Raw genomic sequence first — 23,907 nt, forward strand, 5'->3', positions numbered from 1 at the left:
TAATGACTTGATAAGACCGCCGGTTTTGCGCGGTGCTCATACGGATTTGCGAAGCGGCAATGAACAAAAATTGGACATGAGCCAGCGGAAGCGCTAACGGTTTGCCCATGCAGGCTATAAATGACACCAAACTGGACAGGTCCGCAGCGGTTGACTCCGCAAAACGGACAATTGCAACCGAACAAGACGGGCTAGTTGCGCTAGGCGCAGCGCTGGAAGGTTCGATGGCCGATGCGTTCTGCCGCGCGATTGAGAAAATCGCTGCAATCAAAGGGCGCATCATTGTTACCGGCGTTGGCAAGAGCGGCCATGTCGGCGCCAAGATCGCTGCGACATTTGCCTCGACAGGCACACCGGCCTTTTTCGTACATCCTTCGGAAGCCAATCATGGCGACCTTGGCATGATCGCCGCCGATGACGCCATTCTTGCGCTGTCATGGTCTGGCGATACGGCGGAACTGAAAGGAATAGTCAGCTATTCGCGGCGGTTCCGCATTCCGTTGATTGCGGTGACGGCGGGTGAAAAATCAGCACTGGCAATGGCTGCCGATGTGGTGATCCTGATGCCGCGCGTGGCGGAAGCCTGTCCGCATGGCCTTGCGCCGACGACATCTACGCTGATGCAACTGGCGATGGGCGATGCGATTGCCGTGGCGCTGCTTGAGGCACGCGGCTTTACCCCCGGTGACTTCAAGACATTCCATCCGGGCGGTTCACTCGGTGCCAGCCTCACTCATGTGCGCGAGATCATGCATCGCGACGACCAGATCCCCCTTGTGCCGCTTGGGACGCTGATTCCTGACGCGATGAAGGTTCTGTCCGAAAAACGTTTCGGTTGTATTGCGGTCGAGAATGCCGATGGCACGCTGGCTGGCATTATCACTGACGGCGATCTTTCGCGTAATCTGCACCGCAGTCTGGTGACAATGACCGTCGAAGAGGTCATGACGCGGAACCCGAAGACTGTACCGCCGACCATGCTGGCAAGCGCCGCACTGGCTTTACTCAATGATCACAATATTGGTGCGCTGATCGTGACTGAAGACAATTACCCGGTCGGGATCGTGCATTTCCATGATCTGTTGCGCATCGGCGCTGCATAAGAGCGTTGTAATTCGATTGTGCGTGGTTCGACGGGGGCTCACCATGAGGAAAGGTGGGTTGATTGCAGGGAAACACTCCTGCAGCGCTGGCGAATTAACCCGCAGCCTACTGCCCTTCCTCATGGTGAGCTTGTCGAACCACGCATTTTGTTGTGCAATGAGCTGAAGCGTTTTTTGCTAGAGCGCTTCGACCCGCAATGTTCCCTGATCGATCCCGACGATTTTTACTGGCGTTCCGGCGGCAAGGTCCGGACCTGTGACACGCCAGAGACTATCGCCGACACGCGCGCGGCCCCGGCCATTTACGGTCGCTTCTTCAAGAGTAACAATCTGGCCAATGAGCTGTTCACCGCGCCGGTTGAGCAAGGGTTCGTCTGACTCCGCATCGGTTGCGCCGACGAGTTTGCGCCCGATGAAAACGGCGATCAGCGAAAGCACCAGAAACAGGATGACCTGCACCTGCCAGCCGAATGGGAAAGCTTCGCCAAGCAGGATGACAAAGCCGCCGACAATGAGCGCGGCGATGCCGAACCAGAGGAAGAATATTCCCGGCGCGGTCACTTCCAGGATCATCAGCAAAAGGCCAAGTACGATCCAGTTCCAGGGGCCAAGTTCCGCAAAGAGACGTTCCAGCATTTCAAAGCCTCACCCGAATTATGAATTCGTTCCGCTGGTACCTGGAACGGTGCGTCCGCGGGCTGGTGCAGCGGGCGGAGTTGTAGGGGCATTGTCGGCGAAGACTTCGCGCGCAAGGGCGCTGATACCGCCAAGCGAACCGACAAGGGCGGAGGCTTCCATTGGCATCATGATGATTTTCTGGTTGGGGCTGGAAGCAAACTTGCCGAAGGCTTCGGTGTATTTTTGCGCGACGAAATAATTAAGCGCCTGAACATTGCCGCTGGTGATGGCGGCTGACACCATTTCGGTTGCCTTTGCTTCAGCTTCCGCAAGACGCTCGCGGCCTTCAGCTTCGCGATAAGAGGCTTCGCGCTTGCCTTCCGCTTCGAGAATTTGCGATTGCTTCAAACCCTCAGCGCGCAAAATCTGCGCCTGACGGGTGCCTTCAGCTTCCAGAATAATGGCGCGCTTGTCACGTTCGGCCTTCATCTGACGGCCCATGGAATCGAGCAAATCCTTCGGTGGATTAATGTCTTTGATCTCCACGCGGGTCATTTTAATACCCCATGAATGCGCGGCCTCGTCGACAACGCGCAGCAACCGATCATTGATCGTGTCACGGTTGGAAAGCAGCTCGTCGAGAACCATGGAGCCCATGACGGTACGGATATTGGTCATGGTCAGGTTCAAAATGGCGTTTTCCAATCCGCTGACCTGATACGCCGCCTGTGGTGCATTGAGGATCTGGTAGAAGGCGATGCCATCCACGGCAATATTGGCATTGTCCTTGGTGATGACTTCTTGCGTAGGAACGGCAAGCACCTGTTCCATCATGTTAAGCTTGGCGCCGATGCGATCGAAGAATGGGACAATGAGGCTCAAGCCCGGCGATAGCGTGCGGGTATATTTGCCGAAACGTTCAATGGTGTAATTATAACCTTGAGGCACGGTTTTTACGCCCGCAAACAGAATTGCCAGTACGAGAATGGCAAGCACTGGTATCGTGAAATCAAAACCGCTCATTGTATCGCCCCCTTGGTCGGCCCTGAGGCCCGAAACTCACACTATCCCGTTTAGCGGGTCAGCACACGATAGACCATAGTGGCAACATCAAAAAGCAGCGATTCTACACCCAACCCTGTAGTTCGCGGCGGACGAGCTGTTCGATGACCCGCATGCCTTCATCGCTATCATTGAGGCAAGGCACGTGAGTGAAGTTCACGCCGCCATGCTCGTGGAAGATTTCCTCGCCTTCACCGGCGATTTCCTCAAGCGTTTCAAGGCAATCGGATACAAAGCCGGGGTTGAAGACAGCAACGGATTTCACACCCTCTTTGGCAAGTTTTTCCAGGGTCTTGTCCGTGTAGGGTTGCATCCATTCTTCGGGGCCAAAACGTGACTGGAAGCATGTTATCAGTTTGTCTTCGGCCCAGCCCAGTCTTTCACGCAGGAGCCGGGTGGTTTTCCAGCAATGGCAGGGATAGGGATCGCCGCGCTTGAAATAGCTCTGCGGTATGCCGTGATAGGAAGCGATCAAAAGCTCAGGTTCAAAATCAAGCGTGGCATAATGCTTCTCGATCGATGTCGCCAATGCATCAATATAGACGGCCTCGTCCTGGTAGGAGGGGACGATGCGCGTCGCCGGCATGAAGCGCATCTTGATCAGCGCTTCGAAAAATTTGTCGTTGACCGTTGCGGTCGTCGTTGCCGAATATTGCGGATAGAGCGGGAACATGAGAATGCGCTTGCAGCCTGCTTTATCCAATCGCTCCAGCGCCTGCTCGATTGAGGGCTGGCCATAACGCATACCCCAATCGACAACGATTTCCGGGTGCTCGGCCAGAGCTACCCCAAGTTTTTCGCCTTGAGCGCGAGTATAGGTGCGTAGCGGCGATTCGTTGCGCTCGCGGTTCCAGATCTTGTCATAGAGCGCGCCGGATTTTTTCGGACGTGTGTTCAGCACAATGCCGTAAAGCACGGGAAGCCAGATAGCGCGGGGCCATTCAATGACGCGCTTGTCAGAAAGAAACTCCTTGAGATAACGGCGCATCGAGGTTTTATCAGTGCCATCCGGAGTGCCCAGATTGACGAGCAGAACGCCGATTTTCGACGTCTCAATATGCGGATGGTCCTGGGGTTTTTTAACCGTCGCCATCGGCTCGTCAGAAATTTTCATTGTCGTACTCCGCTTCTGCCGCCAGAAACTAGTGTCCGCCGGTATTATTGCAAGGGCACCAAAGGCCGCATGTTGAGTGCACAGATCAGGATTAAGCCGATTCAGTAAGTTTCGGGATTTGTGGCCGAACCACGCAGTATGCTTGGACATTAGCCCCCTAAGTTTTTCGTCGCAGGCTTCCATTTGGCATGGAACTTGCGTTTAATCGGTTGTCTGCGTTCGTCACTCAAAGGAAATGACTGTCATGTCCAGCCACCAGCATGCAACGCCTCCCGTTCTTCTTGTTACCGGCGCACATCCTCAGCTCTACAGCGCCGATCTAGCCCCCACCGCTCCTGAGGGACGAACCTGGGGCGCATTCAGCCTTTTTGCCATGTGGATGTCCGATGTCCATTCTGTTGGCGGCTATACATTTGCCGCGAGCCTGTTCTTTCTGGGCCTGACAGGATGGGAAGTTTTGATCGCCATGATCGTTGGCATAACGGCTGTCTATTTCCTGATGAACCTGATCGGCAAGCCATCGCTGAAATATGGTGTGCCGTTTCCCGTTGTGGCCCGCATGTCTTTTGGTGTCATGGGTGCCAATCTTGCTGCCGTTCTGCGCGGCATTGTCGGTATTGTCTGGTACGGCGTGCAAACCTATTTCGCCTCCAAGGCAGTTCAGGCGCTGGCAATTACCCTTGTGCCGAGCACTGTTGAACTGACTCGAAACGACATATTCGGGCTGTCGACGCTCGGCTGGCTCAGCTTTCTTTTCATGTGGGTTTTCCAATTGCTGATTTTCTTGCGCGGCATGGAATCCATCCGCAAGTTTATCGATTTTTGCGGGCCTGTGGTCTATGTGGTGATGTTCGCGCTTGCCATCTGGATATTATCGCAAACCGGCTTTTCCAGCCTGTCGCTGCAGCTTGCGCCACCTGCGGAGGGTTCTTCCCTGTCGCATATGGCGAATGCCTCCATGCTGATCGTTGCCTATTTTGCAGCATTGCTGCTTAATTTTGGTGATTTCTCGCGTTTCTCGCGAGACGAGAAAGCCATGAAGATCGGCAACTTTCTGGGGCTGCCGGTCAATTTCATCGTGTTTGCCATCATCGTTGTGATCGTGACTGCCGGTACGGTTCAGGTCTTTGGCGAGGCCATTCTTGACCCGGTTGCCATTGTCGAGCGTATCAATAATCCTTGGATCGTCGTTCTTGGTTCGATTACCTTCATCGTCGCAACCATGGGTATCAACATCGTCGCAAACTTTGTCTCTCCGGCCTATGATATTGCCAATCTCTTTCCTGAGAAGATCAATTTCCGTATGGGCGGATTGATCACCTCCATTCTTTCGGTCCTCGTCTGCCCTTGGCTTTTTGTCTCAAGTCCTCAGGCGATCACCATTTTCGTCAGCATATTCGGTGCCGTTCTTGGTCCGATTTTTGGCATTATGATTGCCGACTACTATCTGGTGAAAAAGCAGAATGTTGTGCTTGAAGACCTCTACACAATGTCACCGGAAGGATCGCTTTACTTCGAGCGTGGCTGGAATAGCCGGGCGTTGCTGGCATTGGCGATAGCCAGTGTTATGTCTATCGGATTGTCGGTGCTTGGGGCCACGCAATATATCCGCAATGGTGGCGATTGGGGCTGGCTGCTCGGAGCAGTCATAGGTGGTGGTGTGCACTATCTGCTGATGCGCAATGAGCGGGTTGCTGCTGCGGCTCTGGGAGCGAAAGCGTGAAGTTGAAGCGGTGCATGCCCATTATCTCCCCCTCCAAGGGGGGATAATGGGACGGTGAGGTGTGTATATGGCTCACCGTAAGGGATAGGCTGCTTGCATCTAGGCTGTGCGTGGTTCGCCCTCCTTGAGCCTGTCGAAGGGCCAACCACGCACCACGCCATTGCAGCTTGTATATATTACTTGGCAGGCACTTTCATCTCGGCACCAACAGGCAGTTTCATAACTTTCATATCGGGATTTGCTTCAGATAGCTTCTTCCAGGAAAAACCATCGCCGTAGAGCTGTTCGGCAATATCCCAGAAATTATCGCCAGCCTTGATCACGTAGGAAGTCGGGGTTGTAGCAGGAGCTACGGCATCAGCAGGTTTGGCGGCATCGGCAGGTTTGGCAGCCTCTGCTGCCGGTGCTGCGGGCGTCGTTGTTTCGGAGGGAACGGGCACTGCAATCGGACTTGCGGATGTAATGCGGCCGTCCATCACAGGCTTGTATGGGTTGTTTTTAACGAGATAGTCGGCAAGGACTTCTTCAAGGCCGGGACCATAATCATAGGCATTGATACCATTGGTGGCGAAGACCTTGTAGCCATCGCCGCCGGCGCGCATGTAATTGTTGGACACCACGCCATAGGTTGCAGCAGGATCGATTGGCTTCCAGCTTTCGCCCTGCATAACCTGAACATCGGAAATACGGCTGCCGACAGGCTTGGAAATATCGAATGTATATTTCAAACCAGCGACCTGCGAAAAGCGGCCCGCGATTTTTTCGATCTGGCTCGCTCCATTCTCCAGCGCCGCAACGACATCCGAGCCGCGCAACTGGAATGTCGCAAGGGTGTTCTGGAAGGGTAGAACAGTCAGAACCTCGCCCATGGTCACTTCACCGGCATCAATTGAGGCGCGCAAGCCGCCGCCATTGATGATGGCAATAGTCACACCTTGCGCCTTGACGCGATCAAGCATTGCGTCGGCGACAAGATTGCCCATGCTGCATTCGCCGATGCGGCAGACTTCACGAGAGCCGTCGATCTCGCCTGCAGTATCGGCGACTTTGCGGGCCTTCAGTTCTTCTATCGGCTTGGCAAGTTCGGCCACGCGGGCAACAAGGGCTGCATCCGGCGTGACTGAAGAGTCGAGCAGGATCGGCGCGCCGGAGCTTGCCGTGACATTGCCGTCATCATCAAAGGTGACTTTGAGCTCGCCCAGATATTTGGAATAGGCCTTGGCCTGAACGATTGGAACCTCACGTCCTGCGGGATTTTTGACGAGGGTGGGGTAGGGGCCGCCAGAGTCAGGATCAGTACTGGAAAGCAGAGTATGGCTATGACCGCCGACGATCACATCAATACCGTCGACCTTGGCCGCAATCTCTTCATCCTCAAAATAGCCGGTATGGTTGAGCGCGATGATCTTGTTGACGCCCTCAGCTTTTAATGTGCTAACGAGCTTTGTCAGGGTCTCGATCTCATCCGCGAATTTGACAGTGGGTCCGGGTGTAGAGATTTCAGCCGTATCGGTCGTCAGGGCGGATATGATTCCGATTTTCTGGCCGCCGATTTCCTTGATCAGATAGGGTTTGAACTTACCCGCGATCAGCGGTTCTGAATCAGCCTGGGTATTGCTGGAAATGATCGGGATTTTGACCTTATCGAGGAATTTACCCAGCACTGACGGGCCACCGTCAAATTCATGATTGCCCAGCGCCATGGCATCGTAGCCAATTGCATTCAGAAACTCGGCGGTGTCATCGCCCTTATAGGTTGTGTAAAACAAGGAGCCCTGGAATTCATCGCCAGCGTTGAGCACGATTACATTGCCGCCGTCCTTGGAAAGTGCCGCGCGGCGTTCATCGATCTTGGCTTTTACGCGCGCAATGCCGCCGAAACACTCATTCTTGGTCGTCTCTTCGGGCGAACAGGTGGAATCATATTTGTTGATGGCTTCGATGCGGGAATGCAGGTCGTTAATGTGCAGAATATTGAGCGTATAGTCGGCCATGGCGCTTCCCGCGCTGATGCCGAGGGCGGAGGCAGCTAGAAAAAGCTTGCCGAGAATTCTGGACATGACCTGCTCCGTTCAATTCGATGTGGTAATACATCAGCACCTTGATGTGCTTGTGACAAAGCCATGGTTTCATCACTTTGCACACGATGCAAGAGAGGAAAACAAGCCTGTGTAAACACGCCAAGGCAATATTTAGTTCGGAAAATTACCTGTTCATTACAACAAGGAGTTTAAAACATGAGTGACAAGCCCACGGTTATTTTGGTGCACGGATTCTGGGGCGGTGCGGCCCATTGGAACAAAGTAATTATTGAACTCACGCGCATGGGGCATACCAATATTCATGCCGTCGAACTGCCCTTGACCTCACTCGGCGATGACGCCGAACGCACGCGCAAAATGGTGGCGCAACAAAGCGGCCCGGTTCTTTTGGTGGGACACTCCTATGGTGGTGCCGTCATTACCGAGGCGGGCAATGCGCCCAATGTGGCCGGTCTGGTCTATATTGCAGCTTTTGCTCCGGATGCAGGGGAAAGCCCTGGTGCTATCACGCAGGAGCACGTGCCACTTGCAGCGGCAAATCTCACACTGGACAGCGATGGCTATCTTTGGGTCAAGCCGGAACTCTTGCATGAAAGCTTCTGTCAGGATTTGACCGAGGAGGAAGGGCTTGTCATGGGGATCACCCAGAAGGCACCTTTGGCAAGCACTTTTGGCGATACAATCACTGCGCCCGCCTGGAAGACAAAACCGTCCTGGTATCAGATTTCCACTGACGACCGGATGATCGCGCCGGAAAACCAGAAACGCATGTCGTCACGTCTTGGTGCGCGGAAAATCATATCTCTTGACGCCAGCCATGCCTCGCTGGCGTCACAGCAGGTGGAAGTTGCATCGTTGATTGATGAAGCAGCAACGGAACTGGCGAAGAACTAGAGGATCGCCTTGCCGAAAGATGTCCATGGGAACCTCCGTGGACATCTGCAAAGTGGCGGCCGAAGTCGAACCGCGATCTTAAGCGGAGCGGCGCGTCAAAGAAAACTGCTGGCCCGAGGAGGACGTGCAGTTCAACTGGCCGCCACTCACGAGCGCACAATTGACCTTGGACTGCGTACCGCGAGCAAGCGAGCGAAGATCGATCTCGACAAGATTTGCAGATACGAAGCGGTAATTGCCCTCGGCAAGTTTTTCCTTGGTATCATTGGCACGGGTTTCGAAAACACCGCCATTGAAGTTCGAGAATGCAACACCGGATGTATCGAACCATTGGCCCTGAACGGCGTCAGTGGGGCGTGCGGTCTGTACAGGCCCGCCATCTGATTGCGGCCCGCTCATGCAGCCGGCGAGGACAATGGTCAATGCGGCTGAACCGAGGCCAAGTGATAAACGTTTCATCCAAACAATCTCCCATGGGTGTGGCCCATAAATGACGCTAAAATTAAGCAATAACAAGACTTAAGTTTATTGATAATCTGCGGCAAGCTCAGATTCGTACAGCAAAGAGGGTGGGTATGATAGGATATACGATGGTCGGCACGAATGATCTGCGCAAGGCGGAAGCATTCTATGACCCGCTCATGGTCGAGCTTGGCCTGGAGCGCTGCTTTAGCGATGAGGTTATGTTTTCGTGGGGCAGAAAAACCGATGACGATGTTCCCCGCTTCATGGTGGGCCTGCCTTTTGACGGAGAGGTGGCAAGTGTCGGCAATGGCAACATGACCGCGTTTCGGAGCGAACAAGCTGGTCTTGTCGACAGGCTCTACGCATTGGCTCTTAAGAATGGCGGTAGCAGCGAGGGCGAGCCAGGTTTGCGCCCGCAATATGGGCCGGGATTTTATGCGGCCTATGTCCGCGATCCGGATGGCAATAAGCTCGCCTTCGTTTGCTATGATGCGAAGATTGACGATCAGGAAAAATGAAGGATCATTCTTTCCGGCTGGAGCAGGCATCTGAACAGGATTTTCAAAGATTGTTCGAGTTACGGCTTCTCACCATGCGTGAAAGCCTTGAGCGGATCGGGCGTTTCGATGAGAGGCGGGCATTTGAGCGGTTCCGCAAGTCATTTCGAGCTGAATATACGCGACTGATTGTGCTTTCGGATGGTTCGCTCGGCGGTTGCGTGGCGCTTGGCCCGTCTGATGATAGATTGCTGCTAGAGCACTTCTACATTTCCCCGGCATTGCAGAATACCGGCTTGGGAACGGCGGTCCTTCAGACGCTTTTGATGGAATCGGATGAACGCGGCTTGGCTGTGCGCTTGAGCGTATTACAGAAGAGCGATGCTGGTCGTTTTTACGGGCGCAACGGATTCACCAATACCGGTGCGGATGAGTGGGACGTCTATTACGAAAGAAGCCCGCAAAAGAAACGGCACCTGTGAGGGTGCCGTTTGCCATTTCAGTATGGTCCAGAGCAAATATCAATGGACGAGAATATTGCGGAACTGCCAAGGATCGCTTTTATCAATGTCTTCCTTGAACAAGCCTGGCCGGTTTTCCAGCGGCGTCCAATCGGTGTAGTGACCTTTTAGCGGGCCGAGATATGGCGTCTGAACTTCGAGGCAGCGACGGAAATCAATCTCGTCCGTTTCCACGATACCCGCTTGCGGGTTTTCGAGAGCCCAAACCATGCCAGCTAGAACAGCGGAAGAGACCTGAAGGCCGGTCGCGTTCTGATAGGGAGCAAGCTTGCGGGCTTCCTCAATTGTCAGCTGCGAACCATACCAATAGGCGTTCTTGTCGTGGCCATAGAGCAAAACGCCCAACTCGTCGGCGCCGTCCACAATCTCGGACTCGTCCAGCACATGCAGCTTGGTTTGCGGCTGGCCAGCAGCACCAAACATTTCATCAAGCGACAGGGTTGCCACATTGGATGGATGATAGGCGTAGTGGCATGTCGGCCGGTAGGTTGCCTTGCCCTTCTTGTCGAAAACAGTGAAGAAATCGGCAATCGAGATCGACTCATTATGTGTGACCAAAAGGCCGAACTGCGCGCCCTCTGTCGGGCACCAGGTGCGAATGCGGGTGTCAGCGCCAGGCTGCTCGAGGAAAATGGCGGCCTTGTTGCCCTTCTTCTGCTTACGGGCATTTTTTGGCATCCATTTTTCATGGGTGCCCCAACCAAGCTCAGCAGGCTGCAAGCCTTCTGAGATGAAACCTTCAACGGACCAAGTGTTCCAGAAGACGCCGAAAGGCTTTGGATCAACGGCACGCTGCGTATCGCGCTCGGCAATGTGGATGCCTTTGACGCCAACCTGTTTCATCAACTTGGCCCAGCCATGGCGATCAGAGCGTTCAGGCTCGGTATGTTCAATATTGAGGTCTTTGGCCAGATCAAGCAAAGCACGTTTGACGAACCATGAAACCATGCCGGGATTTGCCCCGCAGCATGAAACCGCGGTCGGACCGCCCGGGTTTTTCTTCTTCTCGGCAAGCAGCGTCTGGCGCAGCGCATAATTGGTGCGCTCGGCATTGTCGATGCCGCTTGCATAGTAGAAGCCAGCCCATGGCTCGATGACCGTATCGATATAAAGCGCACCGAGCTTGCGGCAAAGATGCATGATATCGACGGATGAGGTATCTACCGAAAGATTGACGCAAAACCCCTGTCCGCCGCCTTCGGTAAGAAGTGGCTTGAGCAGTGTCTTGTAATTTTCCTGGGTGACTGCTTCCTGAATGTAGCGAATACCGCGTTCATCCAGCAATTTCTTGTTTGCATCGCTCGGGTCAATAACGACCAAGCGGGACTTGTCAAATTTGAAGTGGCGTTCGATGAGGGGCAGGGTACCCCGTCCGATGGACCCGAAACCGATCATCACGATCGGACCAGTAATTTCTCCATGTATAGGCCATTTAGCCTTCGCCATTTTTTCGTTGCTCCTAATTTTGATCTCCATCATTGAGGGCAGCGGGTTGATATACCGCTTCAAAAGCAACCATAGAGCATAGTCATGCTCAAGAGCAAACAACCGCTGGCTGCTTTGAGGTGAATTTTTGCCCTAATGTTAATTAAAACAGGATTACAGACGATTTAGAGTGTCAATCAGCCGCTCGCGGATTGTCATAATACCTTTATAATTGGATTGGGCAGGATTAAGCGCCTCCAATTGGCGGCAAAAAGCTTCTGCGACAGCGCGGCATTGCGGATGTTTCTTCAATGCATTTACGGGGTCGAGATAAATACGGATCGTGAAAAGAATATCCCCGGACATGGGTAATTTACGCAAGGTCTGCCGCTCGACCCGGATATGGCAATGGGTTGCCAGATCATCATCAGTGTAAAGCGCCCCTTTCTGATGGCTGGCGAGCGGGTGATACATCTCATCACCTGGCTGCAAAGACCAATTCATGCGATAGACGGATCGATCAGGGCGCAGATTGTCAAACATGCGGGTTATCAAATCGGCATTGCGGGTGCCCGCATTAAAGTCAGGAACGGGCGCATGGATATCATCCATGGAGCGGCCAAACTTTTCCAGCAATGTCCATGATGAGGGAAAAGACAATGACGCGGCGGCAAGATGCCAGCCGCGTTTCTCATCTTTGCGCATGAGAACCAGATCTTCCTGAACAAGATTTGCAGCACGGAGCAGGAAAGGCGTTTGTGCCGAGCCCAGCTCAATTTTATCGGGCCAACCGGAAACGGTAATCTCGTCACCATTGCGGGCGTAAAGTTGCGGATATCTGCCAATCAGATGAGCAGCGAGCAGCTCAAGAACTTCTGCTTGTGCTGCTTGCGTCCCCGGTTCCTCGACGAAAATCCGCTCAGCATGCAGACCAAAAAGCCGCCTCTTTTCTGCAAGATAGGCGAGAAGATTCTCGTCTACCTCTATCCAGTCTTTCAAATCCAGCTGTTGCAGCCCGATCGTGAAAGGCTGGCTCGATCCATCATAGGGCGTATGGACAGGCGCTTTATTCATGCTGATGGTGTCCTGACCCTAGTCCTGATCCATGGCCTCCAGCTCGTCGATAATGCCTTCAATAACCGACAGGCCTTTTTGCCAGAAGGCTGGATCTGTTGCATCAAGGCCGAAAGGAGCAAGCAGTTCGGAATGATGCTTGGTGCCACCAGCCTTTAACATGTCAAAGTATTTCTGCTGAAAGCCCGATTCCGCATTCTGATAAACGGCGTAAAGCGAATTCACCAGACAATCGCCGAAAGCATAGGCGTAAACATAGAAAGGCGAGTGGATAAAATGCGGAATATAGGTCCAGAAATTCTCGTAGCCCGGGCCGAAATGCACCGCATCGCCCAGGCTTTCCTTCTGAATGTCCAGCCAAATCTCGCCGATCCGATCTGACGTCAGCTCACCATTGGACCGCTCGGTGTGAACGCGACGTTCGAACTGATAGAACGCAATCTGCCGCACGACCGTATTGATCATGTCCTCCGCCTTTTGCGCCAGCATCGCCTTGCGTTCGCGCTTATCCCTGGTCTTTTCCAGCAATGAACGGAATGTCAGCATTTCACCGAAAACCGAGGCGGTTTCGGCAAGGGTCAGGGGTGTTGACGCCATGAGCGCGCCCTGATCCCCGGCCAGTACCTGATGCACGCCATGACCAAGCTCATGCGCCAGGGTCATCACGTCGCGTGGCTTGCCCATGTAATTGAGCAGAACATAAGGATGGGCAGAAGGAACAGTCGGATGGGCAAATGCGCCGGGCGACTTGCCCGGACGCGTCGGCGCATCAATCCAATTCCGGTCAAAAAAGCGCTTGGCAATCTCGGCCATTTCGGGGGCAAAGCCATTATAGGCTGAAAGCACGGTTTCGCGCGCTTCGGCCCATGGAATGACCGCTTGCGGTGTTTCCGGAAGAGGCGCGTTGCGGTCCCAGCTATTAAGATAATCGAGGCCGAGCCACTTGGCTTTCAACTTGTAATAACGATGAGAGAGACGCGGATAGGCGGCCTGCACCGCTTCCGCCAACGCGTCGACAACTTCACGCTCAACACGATTGGCCAGATGACGGCTATCGGCGATATCCTCGAAGCCGCGCCAGCGGTCGGAAATTTCCTTGTCTTTCGCCAAAGTATTGGTGATGAGCGTGAAGATGCGCAGGTTTTCCTTGAAAGTCTTGGCTAGCGCATCGGAAGCGGTCTTGCGCACTTCCGCATTCGAATCCTGCAGAAGGTTGAGGGTTGGTTCAATCGGCAATTCCTCGCCATTTACCTCAAAACGCAATGATGTCATTGTTTCATCAAAAAGCCGGTTCCAGGCGCCACGGCCTGTAATAGACTTCTCGTGAAAGAGTTGTTCCAGCTTGTCATCGAGCTGGTATGGCTTGTCTTTGCGCAAATCGACCAGCCATGGGCGGTAATGGCCGATGGCTGAATTGTCATCCATGGCCTTTTCGATCAGTGCATCTTCAATACGGTTCAGTTCGAGGCCGTAAAAGATCAGATGGGTGCTGGCATCGGTGAGCTTTTGCTGGATATCGCCATAGAGCTTGGCATTTTTCGGATTGGAAGTATCGCTGGCATAGACCAGTCCGGCGTAGGAGCCGATTTTGCCCATCAGATCATCGAGCGCTTCATACTCTGCAATGGACTGAGCAAAATCGCCGCCCTGCGGTTTTGCTATTTCGGCGGCGAGGGTGCCTTTCCATCGTTCTTCAAAGGCGATGGAAAGTTCACCGGCCTTTTGCAGATCAGCCGTAAGTTCACTGCTTTCGGGGGAAGGATACAGATCAGCCAGGTTCCATTCCGGCAATATGCCAAGTGCAGCCTGTTCCTCCTTTACGGCGGCGGCGCCGGATTTTGGGGAAAAAACAGTGGCCTGCAATATGTTGTGTCTGTTCATCTCAAAACTCATTATTGCGCCATAAAATGGCTGGGCGTAGGAGGTCCGGTCGAATCAGACCAGTGGAAATCGGAACACTAAACTTAGTGCAAAGAGACGGCTGTGCAACGATTTGACGCCAATGGCGCAAACATGCTGACAAAGCCAAGTTGCATAGGCAAATGAGATTTTGACCGCTTAGAGGCGATATTTAGGCGCGGACGGGGTGGATTCTTTCGTCAAAACGCCTTATTCCTGTCGTTAACCAACTGTTGACCATGTCACATAACAGTGGATTTCATTCAGGTTTTTGCCATGCTCTCAACGTATTTGATGTTCAATAAGTGACCATTAACCATTAAATTGGATAATCCAGCTATTCGGGGACTTGAGAAAACGATCAAGGTTGGGACGACATTGTCAAACATGGTGCATGCACAGAGCGGTAAATTGACGGCAGGTTTTAACATGCGTGCCGGTTGGTTTGCGTTCCTCATGGTCTTCGCGTCGATGCTTTTTGTATCCGCTCAGGCTCAAGCCGAGACGAGAACTCTCAAGCTTTATTTCATTCATACGAAAGAGCGCGCTGAAATCACGTTCAAGAAGAATGGACGCTATCAGCAGGATGGCCTGAACAAGCTGAACAAGTTTTTGCGCGATTGGCGCCGCAATGAACCGACCAAGATGGACCCACGCCTTTTCGATCTGGTCTGGTCGACCTATCAGAAGGTTGGCGGGCGAGACTATATCAATGTGGTTTCGGCCTATCGTTCCCCTACTACCAATTCGATGCTTCGCTCCCGTTCGCGCGGTGTGGCAAAGACAAGCCAGCATATGCTTGGCAAAGCAATGGACTGGTATTTGCCAGGTGTAAAACTTGCAACCTTGCGCAATGCAGCGCTTAAATTTGAAGCTGGTGGCGTTGGCTATTATCCGCGTTCCGGATCGCCCTTCATTCATACTGACGTTGGTAATGTCCGCCATTGGCCGCGCATGAGCCGCAAGGAATTGCTGGCGGTGTTCCCAGACGGCAAGACCATGCACATTCCGACCGATGGTAAGCCATTACCCGGTTATGAGCAGGCGGTCGCAGCTTACGAATCCCGTAAGCGCAGTGGCGGTTCGATCCAGGTTGCAAGTTCAAGCTCTTCGCGTCGCGGTGGCAAGACTCTGTTTGGCGTATTGTTTGGCGGTGGCGCGGATGAAGAAGAGGATTCAGGCGAAAGCTCAGTAGCGGTTGCTTCGGCGCCAACACCGGCCCGGGGCACCACACGGCAAGCACCCGCAGCTGCCGCTGAATCCGACGAGGATTCAGGAGCTGCGCCAGCAACCACAGCCGGTAATCTTCCGGGCGTGATGGAACCTGCATTGCCAAACCGTAATGCGCCTGCGCCTGTGGCTGCACCGCGTCCTGAAACGCCGGTTGAGCTGACGCCGGAAGACAATCAGGCTCTTGCTTTTGCTGTGCCTGTGCCGCTGCGCCGTCCGGATTATGCGCCAGCTGTAGCAACGCTGGAGCCCTCAACGCTTAATGCGCTTGCAGCGGATAATTCAACGCAGGATAGTGCTGCAGCGATTGCTCAGATGATCGCAGCCAATCCGGCGCCGGAACCCGCGCCAGCAAATGTGGCGCAGCCGCAAATGGTGAATGCGCTTGTGCCTGTACCATTCGAAAAGCCGCGCACAGCGCCAAAGCAAAACGACATGATGGTCGCCTCCATTGTTCCAACGCAACGTCCGGCGAATATACCAGCTTCCGTTCAGACAGCGGATAACGACGTCATTCCGGTTCCAGACGATGATCTTGAAGCGATCATCAAGCAGTCTGATCCCGAACACAGCACTGTTGTGGCGGCGTCCGATCCTTCGCCGGAACTGCCAACCACTGTCGGCAAGACAGGTGGACGGGTGAAGAAGGTTACCGGCAATGATGCTGCTCAAGTTGCATCTGCCGCTCCCCAGCCTTCATTGCGCAAGACCATGCTTGAAGCCAAGGGCGGTGATCCGGTTGCCATGCTCGACAGCGGTGTGGTGACCACGGCCAAGGCATCCAAGCCACGCCGTCAGGCAGTGCAGGAGGCACCGAAGGCGATGCAGGTCGCGTCCGATGTGCCGGAGCGGGCACTTTCGAATGAGCAGGTCGCCGACACAGCACCGGCAGTTACCCCTGCAGTACTGCGCAATGAAACAATGCGCATGGCCCCGACGACAGTCTATGTCGCCGGATTCCAGCAGAAGTTGCCGGTTGCCGACGCCAACAAGTTTACCGGCAAGGCTGTGACCTTCATGCAGATCGCAAAGTTCAATCCCAGCCACGGCTCGTAAAACAAGACCCCTCCTTGCTGCTTCGCAGCTTCCCTCCCCACAAGGGGGAGGGTAAGGCTGCGGCGTAATAGGCTACCGTTGTAGAAATTTCAGAAATTGGCGCCGTTACCCTCCCCCTTGTGGGGAGGGAGGACGCGTAGCGTCAGGGAGGGGCGAGCGTTTAATGCCACACAGCAATATCCCGCCAAAAGCAAGGCAACGTGCTCAAACTCTTCGCCGGGAACTGACCAAGGCGGAATGGCGAATGTGGGATATGTTGCGAAGCTTTCGTAATCGAGGTGCACGGTTCCGCCGCGAAACCCCCATTGGTCCATACATCGCTGATTTTGCTTGGCTATCAGCAAAAATTCTCATTGAAGTAGATGGGGACACGCATGAGACGGACTCTGGCGTCAAACATGACGAAGCCCGCGATATATTCTTGCGCGGGCAAGGTTTTCAGATACTACGATTTGACAATAATGACGTGATTTCTTCGGAAGAGGCCGTATATCAGGAAATTGAGGCGGCGCTGCAATCGAGATTATCGCAACATCCACCTCATAATTTATCAAATCGTGTCAAGCGGCCAACTTGACGGCTTCGGCTGCCAGCTTGGTGATTTCGTCCCACTTGCCTTCCTTGACCAGATTTTCCGGCGCGACCCACGAGCCGCCGACGCAGACAACATTTGGCAGGGAAAGATAGTTTTTTGCATTGGCAATGCCGATACCGCCGGTTGGGCAGAACATCGTTCCGGCCAGCGGCGAGGAAAGCGATTTGAGGAAAGCTGCGCCGCCAGCCTGTTCGGCCGGGAAGAATTTCAGCATTGTATAGCCTTCTTCCCGCAGCGCCATGATCTCGCCGGGGGTGATCGCACCGGGAAGCAATGGCACCTTGCTGGAGCGGGCAGCCTCAAGCAATTGCGGTGTTACGCCGGGGCTGACGATGAAGCGCGAGCCGGCATTGGCCGCCTCTTCATACTGGCGCGCGTTGAGAATGGTGCCGGCGCCTACGATTGCTTCAGGAACCTCATTGGCAACCGCGCGGATGGCGTCGAGCGCGGCGGCGGTGCGCAATGTAATTTCGATGGCGGGCAGGCCACCAGCAGCAAGCGCGCGCGCCAAGGGCACCGCATCGGCAACATTTTGAATGAGGAGGACCGGAATGACCGGCTGGCCCTTGAGGACAGGTAGCAATAAATCGGTCTTCTGGGTCATGACAATCTCCGTCTTTTTGAACTCTAATCGATTTAGTGTTGCTGAACCTTTTTGTCCAATGATTCAAGTCCAGCATCATGCAAGAAATGCGGTCAAAGCACCGCTTGTCGCAAATATCTTGAAATTGACGTTGTGGCACAGTAGTTGAATGCCATCATGACAGATCATTCTTCCAATCTGCCCTTTACAGTGGCTGCACTATATCGGTTTGCCCGGCTGGATCACTACCAGTCATTGCAGGAGCCGCTGGCGAAACTGTGTTGCGCGCAAGGCATAAAGGGCACGCTGCTGCTGGCGGCCGAAGGCATTAACGGCACGGTTGCGGGCTCCGCTGCCGCGATCAAGACCCTTGTCGATTTTCTTGAAGCAGAACCTGCAATTGCAGGAATGGAACTGAAATATTCCCATGCCAGCGAAATGCCGTTCAAGCGTATGAAAGTGCGCTTGAAAAAGGAAATCGTCACCATGGGCGTTGAGGATATCGACCCGCTGCAAAGTGTCGGGACCTATGTCGCTGCGCAAGACTGGAACGCGCTGATTTCGGACCCCGATACGGTAATCATTGATACGCGCAATGATTATGAGACCGCCATCGGCACATTTACGGGCGCGCTTGACCCGCAGACGAAAACATTTCGTGAGTTTCCGCAATGGGTGGAAAACCATCGCGAGGAACTTGAAGGCAAGAAGATTGCCATGTTCTGCACTGGCGGTATTCGTTGCGAAAAGGCTACGGCCTTTGTCAAAGGTCTCGGCTTTGATGATGTGTTTCATCTCAAGGGTGGAATTCTTAAATATCTGGAAGATGTACCCGCTGAGGAAAGCCGCTGGGAAGGCGAGTGCTTTGTATTTGATGAGCGCGTTTCCGTCGGCCATGGGTTGATTGAAGGGGAGGCAGAACTTTGCCACGCCTGCCGTAATCCTATCGCGCCCGAAGACAAGCTGTCGCCTTTGTTTGCAGAGGGGATTTCCTGTCCCAATTGCTATCATGAGCGCACTGATGAAGACCGCACCCGCTTCGCGGAACGGCAAAAACAGGTGCGGCTGGCGCGTGAGCGTGGGTTGAAAGAGCATATCGGGTCTTGAGCTTGCCGAGGGATGAACCACGTATGTCGTGATTGCGAGCCACAAATCCTTCCCTGTCATTGCAATGCCATGAAGCTGTTCCTAACTAAGACCAGCGAATTCATGCGACCAAGAGGGAGAAATGCATGCTCGATCCGAAGAAGATTTTGAACGATTTCCTGGGAAGCAATATCCCCGGCGTGGGAACCTCGGTACGCGACACAGCCGGAAAGGCGACGCAAATGGCCAAGGACAACCCCCTGGCGGCAGGTGCGCTGGCAGCGATTTTGCTTGGCACGGGTACAGGCCGTGAAGTTGCCGGCGGCGCTTTGAAGCTTGGCGGTCTCGCCGCAGTGGCAGGATTGGCCTACAAGGCCTATCAAAATTATCAATCGGGCAAGGCTCCCGCAGAAACCGCGCAGGCTCCGGCAAATGGCGAATTGCTGCCACCGCCGAGCGATTCAGGTTTCGATCCGCAGACGGCGCCGCAAGGTGAGCACGAATTTGCCCTTGTGCTGGTGCGTGCGATGATTGCTGCTGCCCGCTCCGACGGCATGGTCGATGATGCAGAGCGCGCGCGTATTTTGGAAAAGCTATCGCTCTCCGGCATGAACAGCGACACACAGGAATTCTTGAATGCAGAACTCAGCGCTCCCGTTGATGTGGATGCGCTGGTTGCAGCCGCCGTTACCGACGAGCAGAAGGTTGAGCTTTATACAGCTTCCCGTCTCGCCATTGATCCCAAGACACGCGGCGAACGCGGTTATCTCGATCTGCTCGCCGGCCGTCTCAAGCTGCCGGATAGCCTCATCGATCATATTGAGGCAACGGTAAGTCAGGCGAAGGTCGCTTCGCCCGCCTAAGCTGATGGCATATCTGGTGCGTGGTTCGCCCTTCGCAAACTACGCGCTACATGGAGGCGGGCGGCAACGCCCGCTTATTTTGCCAGAAATTTCTCGATGCGTTCGATGGCGCGGATGATATTTTCTTCGGAATTGGCATAGGAGAGGCGGATATAACCTTCGCCGAGAATGCCGAAATCCGGACCGCCGATCAAAGCCACGCCAGCATCATCGAGCAGGGCAGAAGCAAGTTTTTTGGCGGGCCAGCCGGTTTCCTTGACGTTTGGGAAGGCATAGAAGGCTCCTTTGGGCGTGGCGCAGCTAATGCCCGGCAGGCTGTTCAGTCCATCGACAACAATTTTACGGCGATTGTCGAATGCCTTGCACATTTTCTCCACATCATCCTGCGGACCGTCAATGGCAGCTATACCGGCATATTGGCTTGGCGCGTTGACGCAGGACCAGCAATTGACCGCGAGTTTGCGCACCTTGTCATAGAGCTGATCGGGCCAGATGGACCAGCCCATGCGCCAACCTGTCATTGCCCAGGTCTTCGACCAGCCATTCAGCACGATCAGGCGGTCACGGATTTGCGGGAAGGTAAGAAGCGAGCAATGTTCTTCGCCATCATAGGTCATCACATCGTAAATCTCATCTGACATGATGGCGACATGGGGATGGTCTTCCAGACCTTTTACCAGTTTTTCGATTTCTGACTTTGGCGTGACGCCACCAGTCGGGTTGGCAGGTGAATTGAGAATAAGAAGCCGCGTATTCGGCGTAATCAGCGATAGCGTTTCCTCTGCAGAAAAAGCGAAGCCATTCTCCTCACGAATTGGCACCGGAACGGGTTTGGCACCCGTAAACTCGATCATTGAGCGATAAATGGGAAAGCCGGGATCGGGATAGAGGATTTCCGCGCCGGGTTCGCCGAAAATCATGATCGCGGCAAACATTGTCACCTTGCCGCCCGGCACGATGATAATGTTCTCCGGCGAGACTTCGACGCCCGTCGTGGTCAGCGTGCGTCGTGCAACGGCCTCGCGTGTCGCCAGTAACCCATTGGCTGGCGTGTAGCCATGATGACCGTCTTTAAGCGCCTTGATGGCCGCTTCAACAATATGCGCCGGTGTTTTAAAGTCCGGTTGGCCGATGCCAAGATTGATGATGTCCTTGCCTTGGGCGCTGAGGGCTGTCGCGCGAGCCAGAACAGCAAAGGCATTTTCTTCGCCGATACGGTCGAAGCCCGAAATGGTACGCAGCATTTTCTTGTCTCACATACAATTTTCAACTTCTGCTTTGTGCGGGGACTAGCGTAACAAGTCAAACGTGCTTTGATAAAAATGGGCCGAATTACATGACCGATTTGAAAGACTGGACACCACGACCATTTCCTGCCCCTGAGCCGCTTGAGGGACGCTATGTCCGTCTTGAGCCGATCAATGCGGCAAAGCATGGCGATGGACTCTATGAGGCCTCGACGGTTGCTGATGCAGATGGCCGGTTCCGCTATCTTTTCGAGGACGTGCCTGAGAGTCGCAACGCCATGACGCCATGGCTGGAAAAAGTCGAAGCGAGCAAAGACCCGCTGTTTTACGCGGTCATCGACAAAGCCAGCGGCAAGGTTGCGGGACGTCAGGCGTTGATGCGCATAGACGCTGCCCATGGCTCCATCGAAATCGGCAATATTTACTGGGGGCCGCTGATCGCGCGCAAGCCAGCAGCCACGGAAGCGCAATATCTTTTCATGGCATATGCTTTCGATGTGCTGGGCTACCGGCGCTACGAATGGAAATGCAACAATAGCAATGAGCCGTCAAAGCGTGCCGCAGAACGGTTTGGTTTCACATTCGAAGGAATTTTTCGCCAGCATATGGTGCAGAAGGGCCAGAACCGGGATACGGCCTGGTATTCAGTGACCGATCAGGAATGGCCAGCGCTCAAAGCAGCCTATCAGGCTTGGCTTTCACCGGATAATTTTGATGCTGAGGGGCAGCAGATCAAGCGGCTGGAAGAGCTTCGGCTTGCTGCAAGATAGTGAGCCCCGTCGAACCACGCATATAAAGATTTGCCGGAATACTTGCTTTGCGACCGGATAGGGCTACAACGCCACTTATATCGAACTGAGTGGTGAAGTTGATGGACCCCAAAACCCGGAATGCGGCCATAGCGGCCGGTTGTATCATGCTCGGCTTTGGCATTGTCGCCTATCTGATGCCAAGCCTGATGCTGGCAATTGGCGACAAGTCGCCGCTAGCCGCTGGTATTTTCGGTGTTATCTTTGTTCTGGGCTTTTTCGTCGTGTTCTGGCTTCGGGCCAGAAGCCAGCGCCGCAATAATAATCAATAGGACAGTGAAGCCGTCAGAAGCAGGCCGCCGGTCAAAACGATGAACAGCGCCCCGCCGATCTCGATAAAATTCTGAACCCGGCCCGAAAGCGCCGTTTCGCCGGATATGCGCAAGGCCACATTCTTGGCGGTGACGGCCAAGGTTGCGAGTATTGCGACCGTTATGAATGTGCCCAAGGCCATGGCGAAAACGGACAAAATTCCCCCAAGCACCAAGCCGTTCAATAGCGAGAACGTCAGAACGATCAGTGCGCCGGAACAGGGGCGCAAACCAACAGCAATGATGGCCGCCCAAGCGGTTTTCCAGTTGAAATCGCCGGAAATCATGGCCGGATCCGGGGCATGGCTATGGCCGCATGTCTCGCAGACATGACCTGCAGCATGGGAATGACCATGACTATGCGCATGGTGATCATGGTGCGTGTGGTCGTGATGCTCGTGACTGTGGTGAGCATGGTCATGATCATGATCATGATGTATGTGGCCCGCATGGGCATGAGCGGCATTTGCCGTGAAAAGCCGTGGCACCTTGCGCCAGAGCAATGACAGGCCGAAGGCCACGATCAGCGCGAAACTTGCCACTTCCATGATATGCGTCGCATCGTCCATGGACACAGTGGTGCCGCGAAGCACAAGAAAAGTCAGGCCAATGATGAAAACGGCTGTGAGAGCCTGCAACATGGACGAGGCGAAGGACAGGAAGACGCCGCGCTTCAGGGTCGTTTCATTGGCAACCATATAGGATGAAATGACAGCCTTGCCATGGCCGGGACCAACAGCGTGCAATATGCCGTAGAGAAAGGACAGGCCAACGAGGATCGAAGCTTGCCACGGATCCTCGCGCATGGCCTTGAGGGCTTTCGTCATGGCCAGATAAAAGGCGCGCTGTTGCATATTGATCCATAAGATGAATTCGGCAAACGGACCGGATGGCTTCATCGCAACTTCATTCATGCCGATGCCAAGCGAAGAGGTTTGCGCTAGAGCATGTCCGCCAAGGAGCGCGAGCGCGAGCAGTGCGCAAAGCCAGATCGATTTCCGCATCATTTATCCTTCTACCCTTGGGAGGGGCATTCTATTTCGAGCCTGGTGGCAAAGATTTTAGTCATGTCAGTGCCAGTGGGATCATTGAAAAAAGCATCGGTCAGCGTTCCCTGATTTTGCGCAATGGCCTCATCGGGGTTGGGGCGCACCACCTTCTGCTTACAGGCTGGCGGCAGTCCCGTCACATGCACATCCGCGTCGTTGACGTAATCGATGGCCGTGTAGAAGGTTGGATCATAGACGCCGAAACTGGTCTTTGTGCCAAGCTTCAGCGGATGTTTAGGGGTGCTCTCAAAGATGATCATCAACTGATTGTTCTGGAAATCGGCAATCAAATGCTTTGGCGCTGCCATGACGATCTTCTTGTCATTGAGCTGGACAGATTGAAAATAGTCGAACTCGGAAATCGAGGCATTGATCGTTTCAGCCAGAGCAGCCAATTCCGCTTCATCCAGCTTCAGATCACCATTCTTGTCGAACTCCACCAGAACGGTGCTGGAAAAGATATCGTCAAAACGCCAGACATGGCCAAGCTTTTGAACAGTTCCATCAGGATTGATCGTGATATCGAGGCGCGCTTCGGCAAAGACGTGCGGATGGACATAGGCGGGGGTGGCGAGGGTCATGCCCAAAGCCAGAGTTGCCATGAAGACCGCGAGTTTCTGCTGCATGAATTGCCCTTTATA

The 23,907-nt window shown here is 54.1% G+C and carries 23 protein-coding genes; 11 read left to right on the plus strand and 12 right to left on the minus strand.

All coding sequences use genetic code 11. From position 1 onward, the window contains the following. Window positions 1-107: 107 nt before the first annotated feature. A complete protein-coding gene (locus tag ACTJI9_RS00240) occupies window positions 108-1,103 on the plus strand; it encodes a KpsF/GutQ family sugar-phosphate isomerase (RefSeq protein WP_307279922.1) in 996 nt (331 codons plus the stop codon). A gap of 177 nt (window positions 1,104-1,280) precedes the next feature. Here ACTJI9_RS00240 and ACTJI9_RS00245 read toward each other — a convergent pair whose 3' ends face one another. The 3 genes from ACTJI9_RS00245 to hemH form a co-directional block, all read right to left on the minus strand. After that, a complete protein-coding gene (locus ACTJI9_RS00245) occupies window positions 1,281-1,739 on the minus strand; it encodes an NfeD family protein (RefSeq protein ID WP_115052256.1) in 459 nt (152 codons plus the stop codon). An 18-nt stretch (window positions 1,740-1,757) separates the two neighbouring features. Then, entirely contained in the window at window positions 1,758-2,744 is a 987-nt protein-coding gene (locus tag ACTJI9_RS00250; protein WP_440805284.1) for an SPFH domain-containing protein, read from the minus strand. A 103-nt stretch (window positions 2,745-2,847) separates the two neighbouring features. After that, a complete protein-coding gene (gene hemH / locus ACTJI9_RS00255) occupies window positions 2,848-3,876 on the minus strand; it encodes a ferrochelatase (protein ID WP_307286215.1) in 1,029 nt (342 codons plus the stop codon). Window positions 3,877-4,141: 265 nt separating this feature from the next. Between hemH and ACTJI9_RS00260 the strand changes: the two genes are divergently transcribed. Beyond that, window positions 4,142-5,620, plus strand: a complete 1,479-nt coding sequence (locus tag ACTJI9_RS00260) for an NCS1 family nucleobase:cation symporter-1 (RefSeq protein WP_354344435.1) — start codon at window positions 4,142-4,144, stop codon at window positions 5,618-5,620. Between the two features lie 176 nt (window positions 5,621-5,796). On the opposite strand, the gene ACTJI9_RS00265 is transcribed toward ACTJI9_RS00260, so the two are convergent. Beyond that, on the minus strand, window positions 5,797-7,680 hold the full coding sequence (locus tag ACTJI9_RS00265) for a 5'-nucleotidase C-terminal domain-containing protein (RefSeq protein ID WP_440805288.1): 1,884 nt from the start codon (window positions 7,678-7,680) through the stop codon (window positions 5,797-5,799). Window positions 7,681-7,857: 177 nt separating this feature from the next. Here ACTJI9_RS00265 and ACTJI9_RS00270 point away from each other — a divergent pair, with 177 nt between their 5' ends. Then, window positions 7,858-8,556, plus strand: a complete 699-nt coding sequence (locus tag ACTJI9_RS00270; RefSeq protein WP_440805290.1) for an alpha/beta hydrolase — start codon at window positions 7,858-7,860, stop codon at window positions 8,554-8,556. 78 nt (window positions 8,557-8,634) lie between these two features. On the opposite strand, the gene ACTJI9_RS00275 is transcribed toward ACTJI9_RS00270, so the two are convergent. After that, window positions 8,635-9,015: a hypothetical protein gene (locus tag ACTJI9_RS00275; protein WP_115052262.1), complete on the minus strand. Its 381-nt coding sequence runs from the start codon at window positions 9,013-9,015 to the stop codon at window positions 8,635-8,637. A gap of 116 nt (window positions 9,016-9,131) precedes the next feature. Here ACTJI9_RS00275 and ACTJI9_RS00280 point away from each other — a divergent pair, with 116 nt between their 5' ends. Continuing rightward, a complete protein-coding gene (locus tag ACTJI9_RS00280; RefSeq protein ID WP_115052263.1) occupies window positions 9,132-9,539 on the plus strand; it encodes a VOC family protein in 408 nt (135 codons plus the stop codon). Then, window positions 9,536-10,000, plus strand: a complete 465-nt coding sequence (locus tag ACTJI9_RS00285; RefSeq protein ID WP_440805292.1) for a GNAT family N-acetyltransferase — start codon at window positions 9,536-9,538, stop codon at window positions 9,998-10,000. The genes ACTJI9_RS00280 and ACTJI9_RS00285 overlap by 4 nt, the downstream gene beginning before the upstream one ends. Window positions 10,001-10,039: 39 nt before the next feature. On the opposite strand, the gene ACTJI9_RS00290 is transcribed toward ACTJI9_RS00285, so the two are convergent. The 3 genes from ACTJI9_RS00290 to ACTJI9_RS00300 all read right to left on the minus strand — a co-directional run bounded on the left by ACTJI9_RS00290 (window position 10,040) and on the right by ACTJI9_RS00300 (window position 14,419). After that, window positions 10,040-11,485: a homospermidine synthase gene (locus tag ACTJI9_RS00290; protein WP_115053209.1), complete on the minus strand. Its 1,446-nt coding sequence runs from the start codon at window positions 11,483-11,485 to the stop codon at window positions 10,040-10,042. Between the two features lie 153 nt (window positions 11,486-11,638). Continuing rightward, window positions 11,639-12,538, minus strand: coding sequence for a heme-dependent oxidative N-demethylase family protein (locus ACTJI9_RS00295; RefSeq protein WP_440805294.1), 900 nt, complete (start codon window positions 12,536-12,538; stop codon window positions 11,639-11,641). Between the two features lie 18 nt (window positions 12,539-12,556). Continuing rightward, complete coding sequence (locus ACTJI9_RS00300) at window positions 12,557-14,419, minus strand: M3 family oligoendopeptidase (RefSeq protein WP_440805296.1); 1,863 nt, start codon at window positions 14,417-14,419, stop codon at window positions 12,557-12,559. Between the two features lie 489 nt (window positions 14,420-14,908). Between ACTJI9_RS00300 and ACTJI9_RS00305 the strand changes: the two genes are divergently transcribed. Both ACTJI9_RS00305 and ACTJI9_RS00310 read left to right on the plus strand, forming a co-directional pair. Next, window positions 14,909-16,723 carry a DUF882 domain-containing protein gene (locus ACTJI9_RS00305; protein ID WP_440806178.1) on the plus strand — a complete coding sequence of 605 codons (1,815 nt, stop codon included), beginning with the start codon at window positions 14,909-14,911 and terminating at the stop codon, window positions 16,721-16,723. A 244-nt stretch (window positions 16,724-16,967) separates the two neighbouring features. Continuing rightward, entirely contained in the window at window positions 16,968-17,300 is a 333-nt protein-coding gene (locus tag ACTJI9_RS00310; protein ID WP_435530156.1) for an endonuclease domain-containing protein, read from the plus strand. Here ACTJI9_RS00310 and ACTJI9_RS00315 read toward each other — a convergent pair. Continuing rightward, window positions 17,284-17,922 (minus strand): 2-dehydro-3-deoxy-phosphogluconate aldolase, encoded by a 639-nt coding sequence (locus tag ACTJI9_RS00315; RefSeq protein WP_115052267.1) that lies wholly within the window; start codon window positions 17,920-17,922, stop codon window positions 17,284-17,286. The genes ACTJI9_RS00310 and ACTJI9_RS00315 overlap by 17 nt on opposite strands. 156 nt (window positions 17,923-18,078) lie before the next feature. Here ACTJI9_RS00315 and trhO point away from each other — a divergent pair, with 156 nt between their 5' ends. After that, window positions 18,079-19,008, plus strand: coding sequence for an oxygen-dependent tRNA uridine(34) hydroxylase TrhO (trhO, locus tag ACTJI9_RS00320; protein WP_440805301.1), 930 nt, complete (start codon window positions 18,079-18,081; stop codon window positions 19,006-19,008). Between the two features lie 125 nt (window positions 19,009-19,133). Continuing rightward, window positions 19,134-19,850, plus strand: a complete 717-nt coding sequence (locus tag ACTJI9_RS00325) for a tellurite resistance TerB family protein (protein WP_115052268.1) — start codon at window positions 19,134-19,136, stop codon at window positions 19,848-19,850. 74 nt (window positions 19,851-19,924) lie between these two features. Here the strand turns inward: ACTJI9_RS00325 and ACTJI9_RS00330 are convergent, their stop codons facing one another. Further along, complete coding sequence (locus ACTJI9_RS00330) at window positions 19,925-21,094, minus strand: pyridoxal phosphate-dependent aminotransferase (RefSeq protein WP_336439635.1); 1,170 nt, start codon at window positions 21,092-21,094, stop codon at window positions 19,925-19,927. 92 nt (window positions 21,095-21,186) lie between these two features. Here ACTJI9_RS00330 and ACTJI9_RS00335 point away from each other — a divergent pair, with 92 nt between their 5' ends. Then, complete coding sequence (locus ACTJI9_RS00335; RefSeq protein WP_115052270.1) at window positions 21,187-21,867, plus strand: GNAT family N-acetyltransferase; 681 nt, start codon at window positions 21,187-21,189, stop codon at window positions 21,865-21,867. A gap of 101 nt (window positions 21,868-21,968) precedes the next feature. Further along, window positions 21,969-22,178 (plus strand): hypothetical protein, encoded by a 210-nt coding sequence (locus ACTJI9_RS00340; protein ID WP_115052271.1) that lies wholly within the window; start codon window positions 21,969-21,971, stop codon window positions 22,176-22,178. On the opposite strand, the gene ACTJI9_RS00345 is transcribed toward ACTJI9_RS00340, so the two are convergent. Both ACTJI9_RS00345 and ACTJI9_RS00350 read right to left on the minus strand, forming a co-directional pair. After that, window positions 22,172-23,221 (minus strand): nickel/cobalt transporter, encoded by a 1,050-nt coding sequence (locus ACTJI9_RS00345; protein ID WP_337354773.1) that lies wholly within the window; start codon window positions 23,219-23,221, stop codon window positions 22,172-22,174. The two genes, ACTJI9_RS00340 and ACTJI9_RS00345, sit on opposite strands and share 7 nt — an antisense overlap. Window positions 23,222-23,232: 11 nt before the next feature. Further along, window positions 23,233-23,892 (minus strand): DUF1007 family protein, encoded by a 660-nt coding sequence (locus ACTJI9_RS00350; protein ID WP_115052273.1) that lies wholly within the window; start codon window positions 23,890-23,892, stop codon window positions 23,233-23,235. Window positions 23,893-23,907 lie beyond the last annotated feature (15 nt).

This window comes from Phyllobacterium sp. 22552 (genome assembly GCF_052044585.1).
In the GTDB taxonomy this organism is placed as follows: Bacteria; Pseudomonadota; Alphaproteobacteria; order Rhizobiales; family Rhizobiaceae; genus Phyllobacterium; species Phyllobacterium ifriqiyense.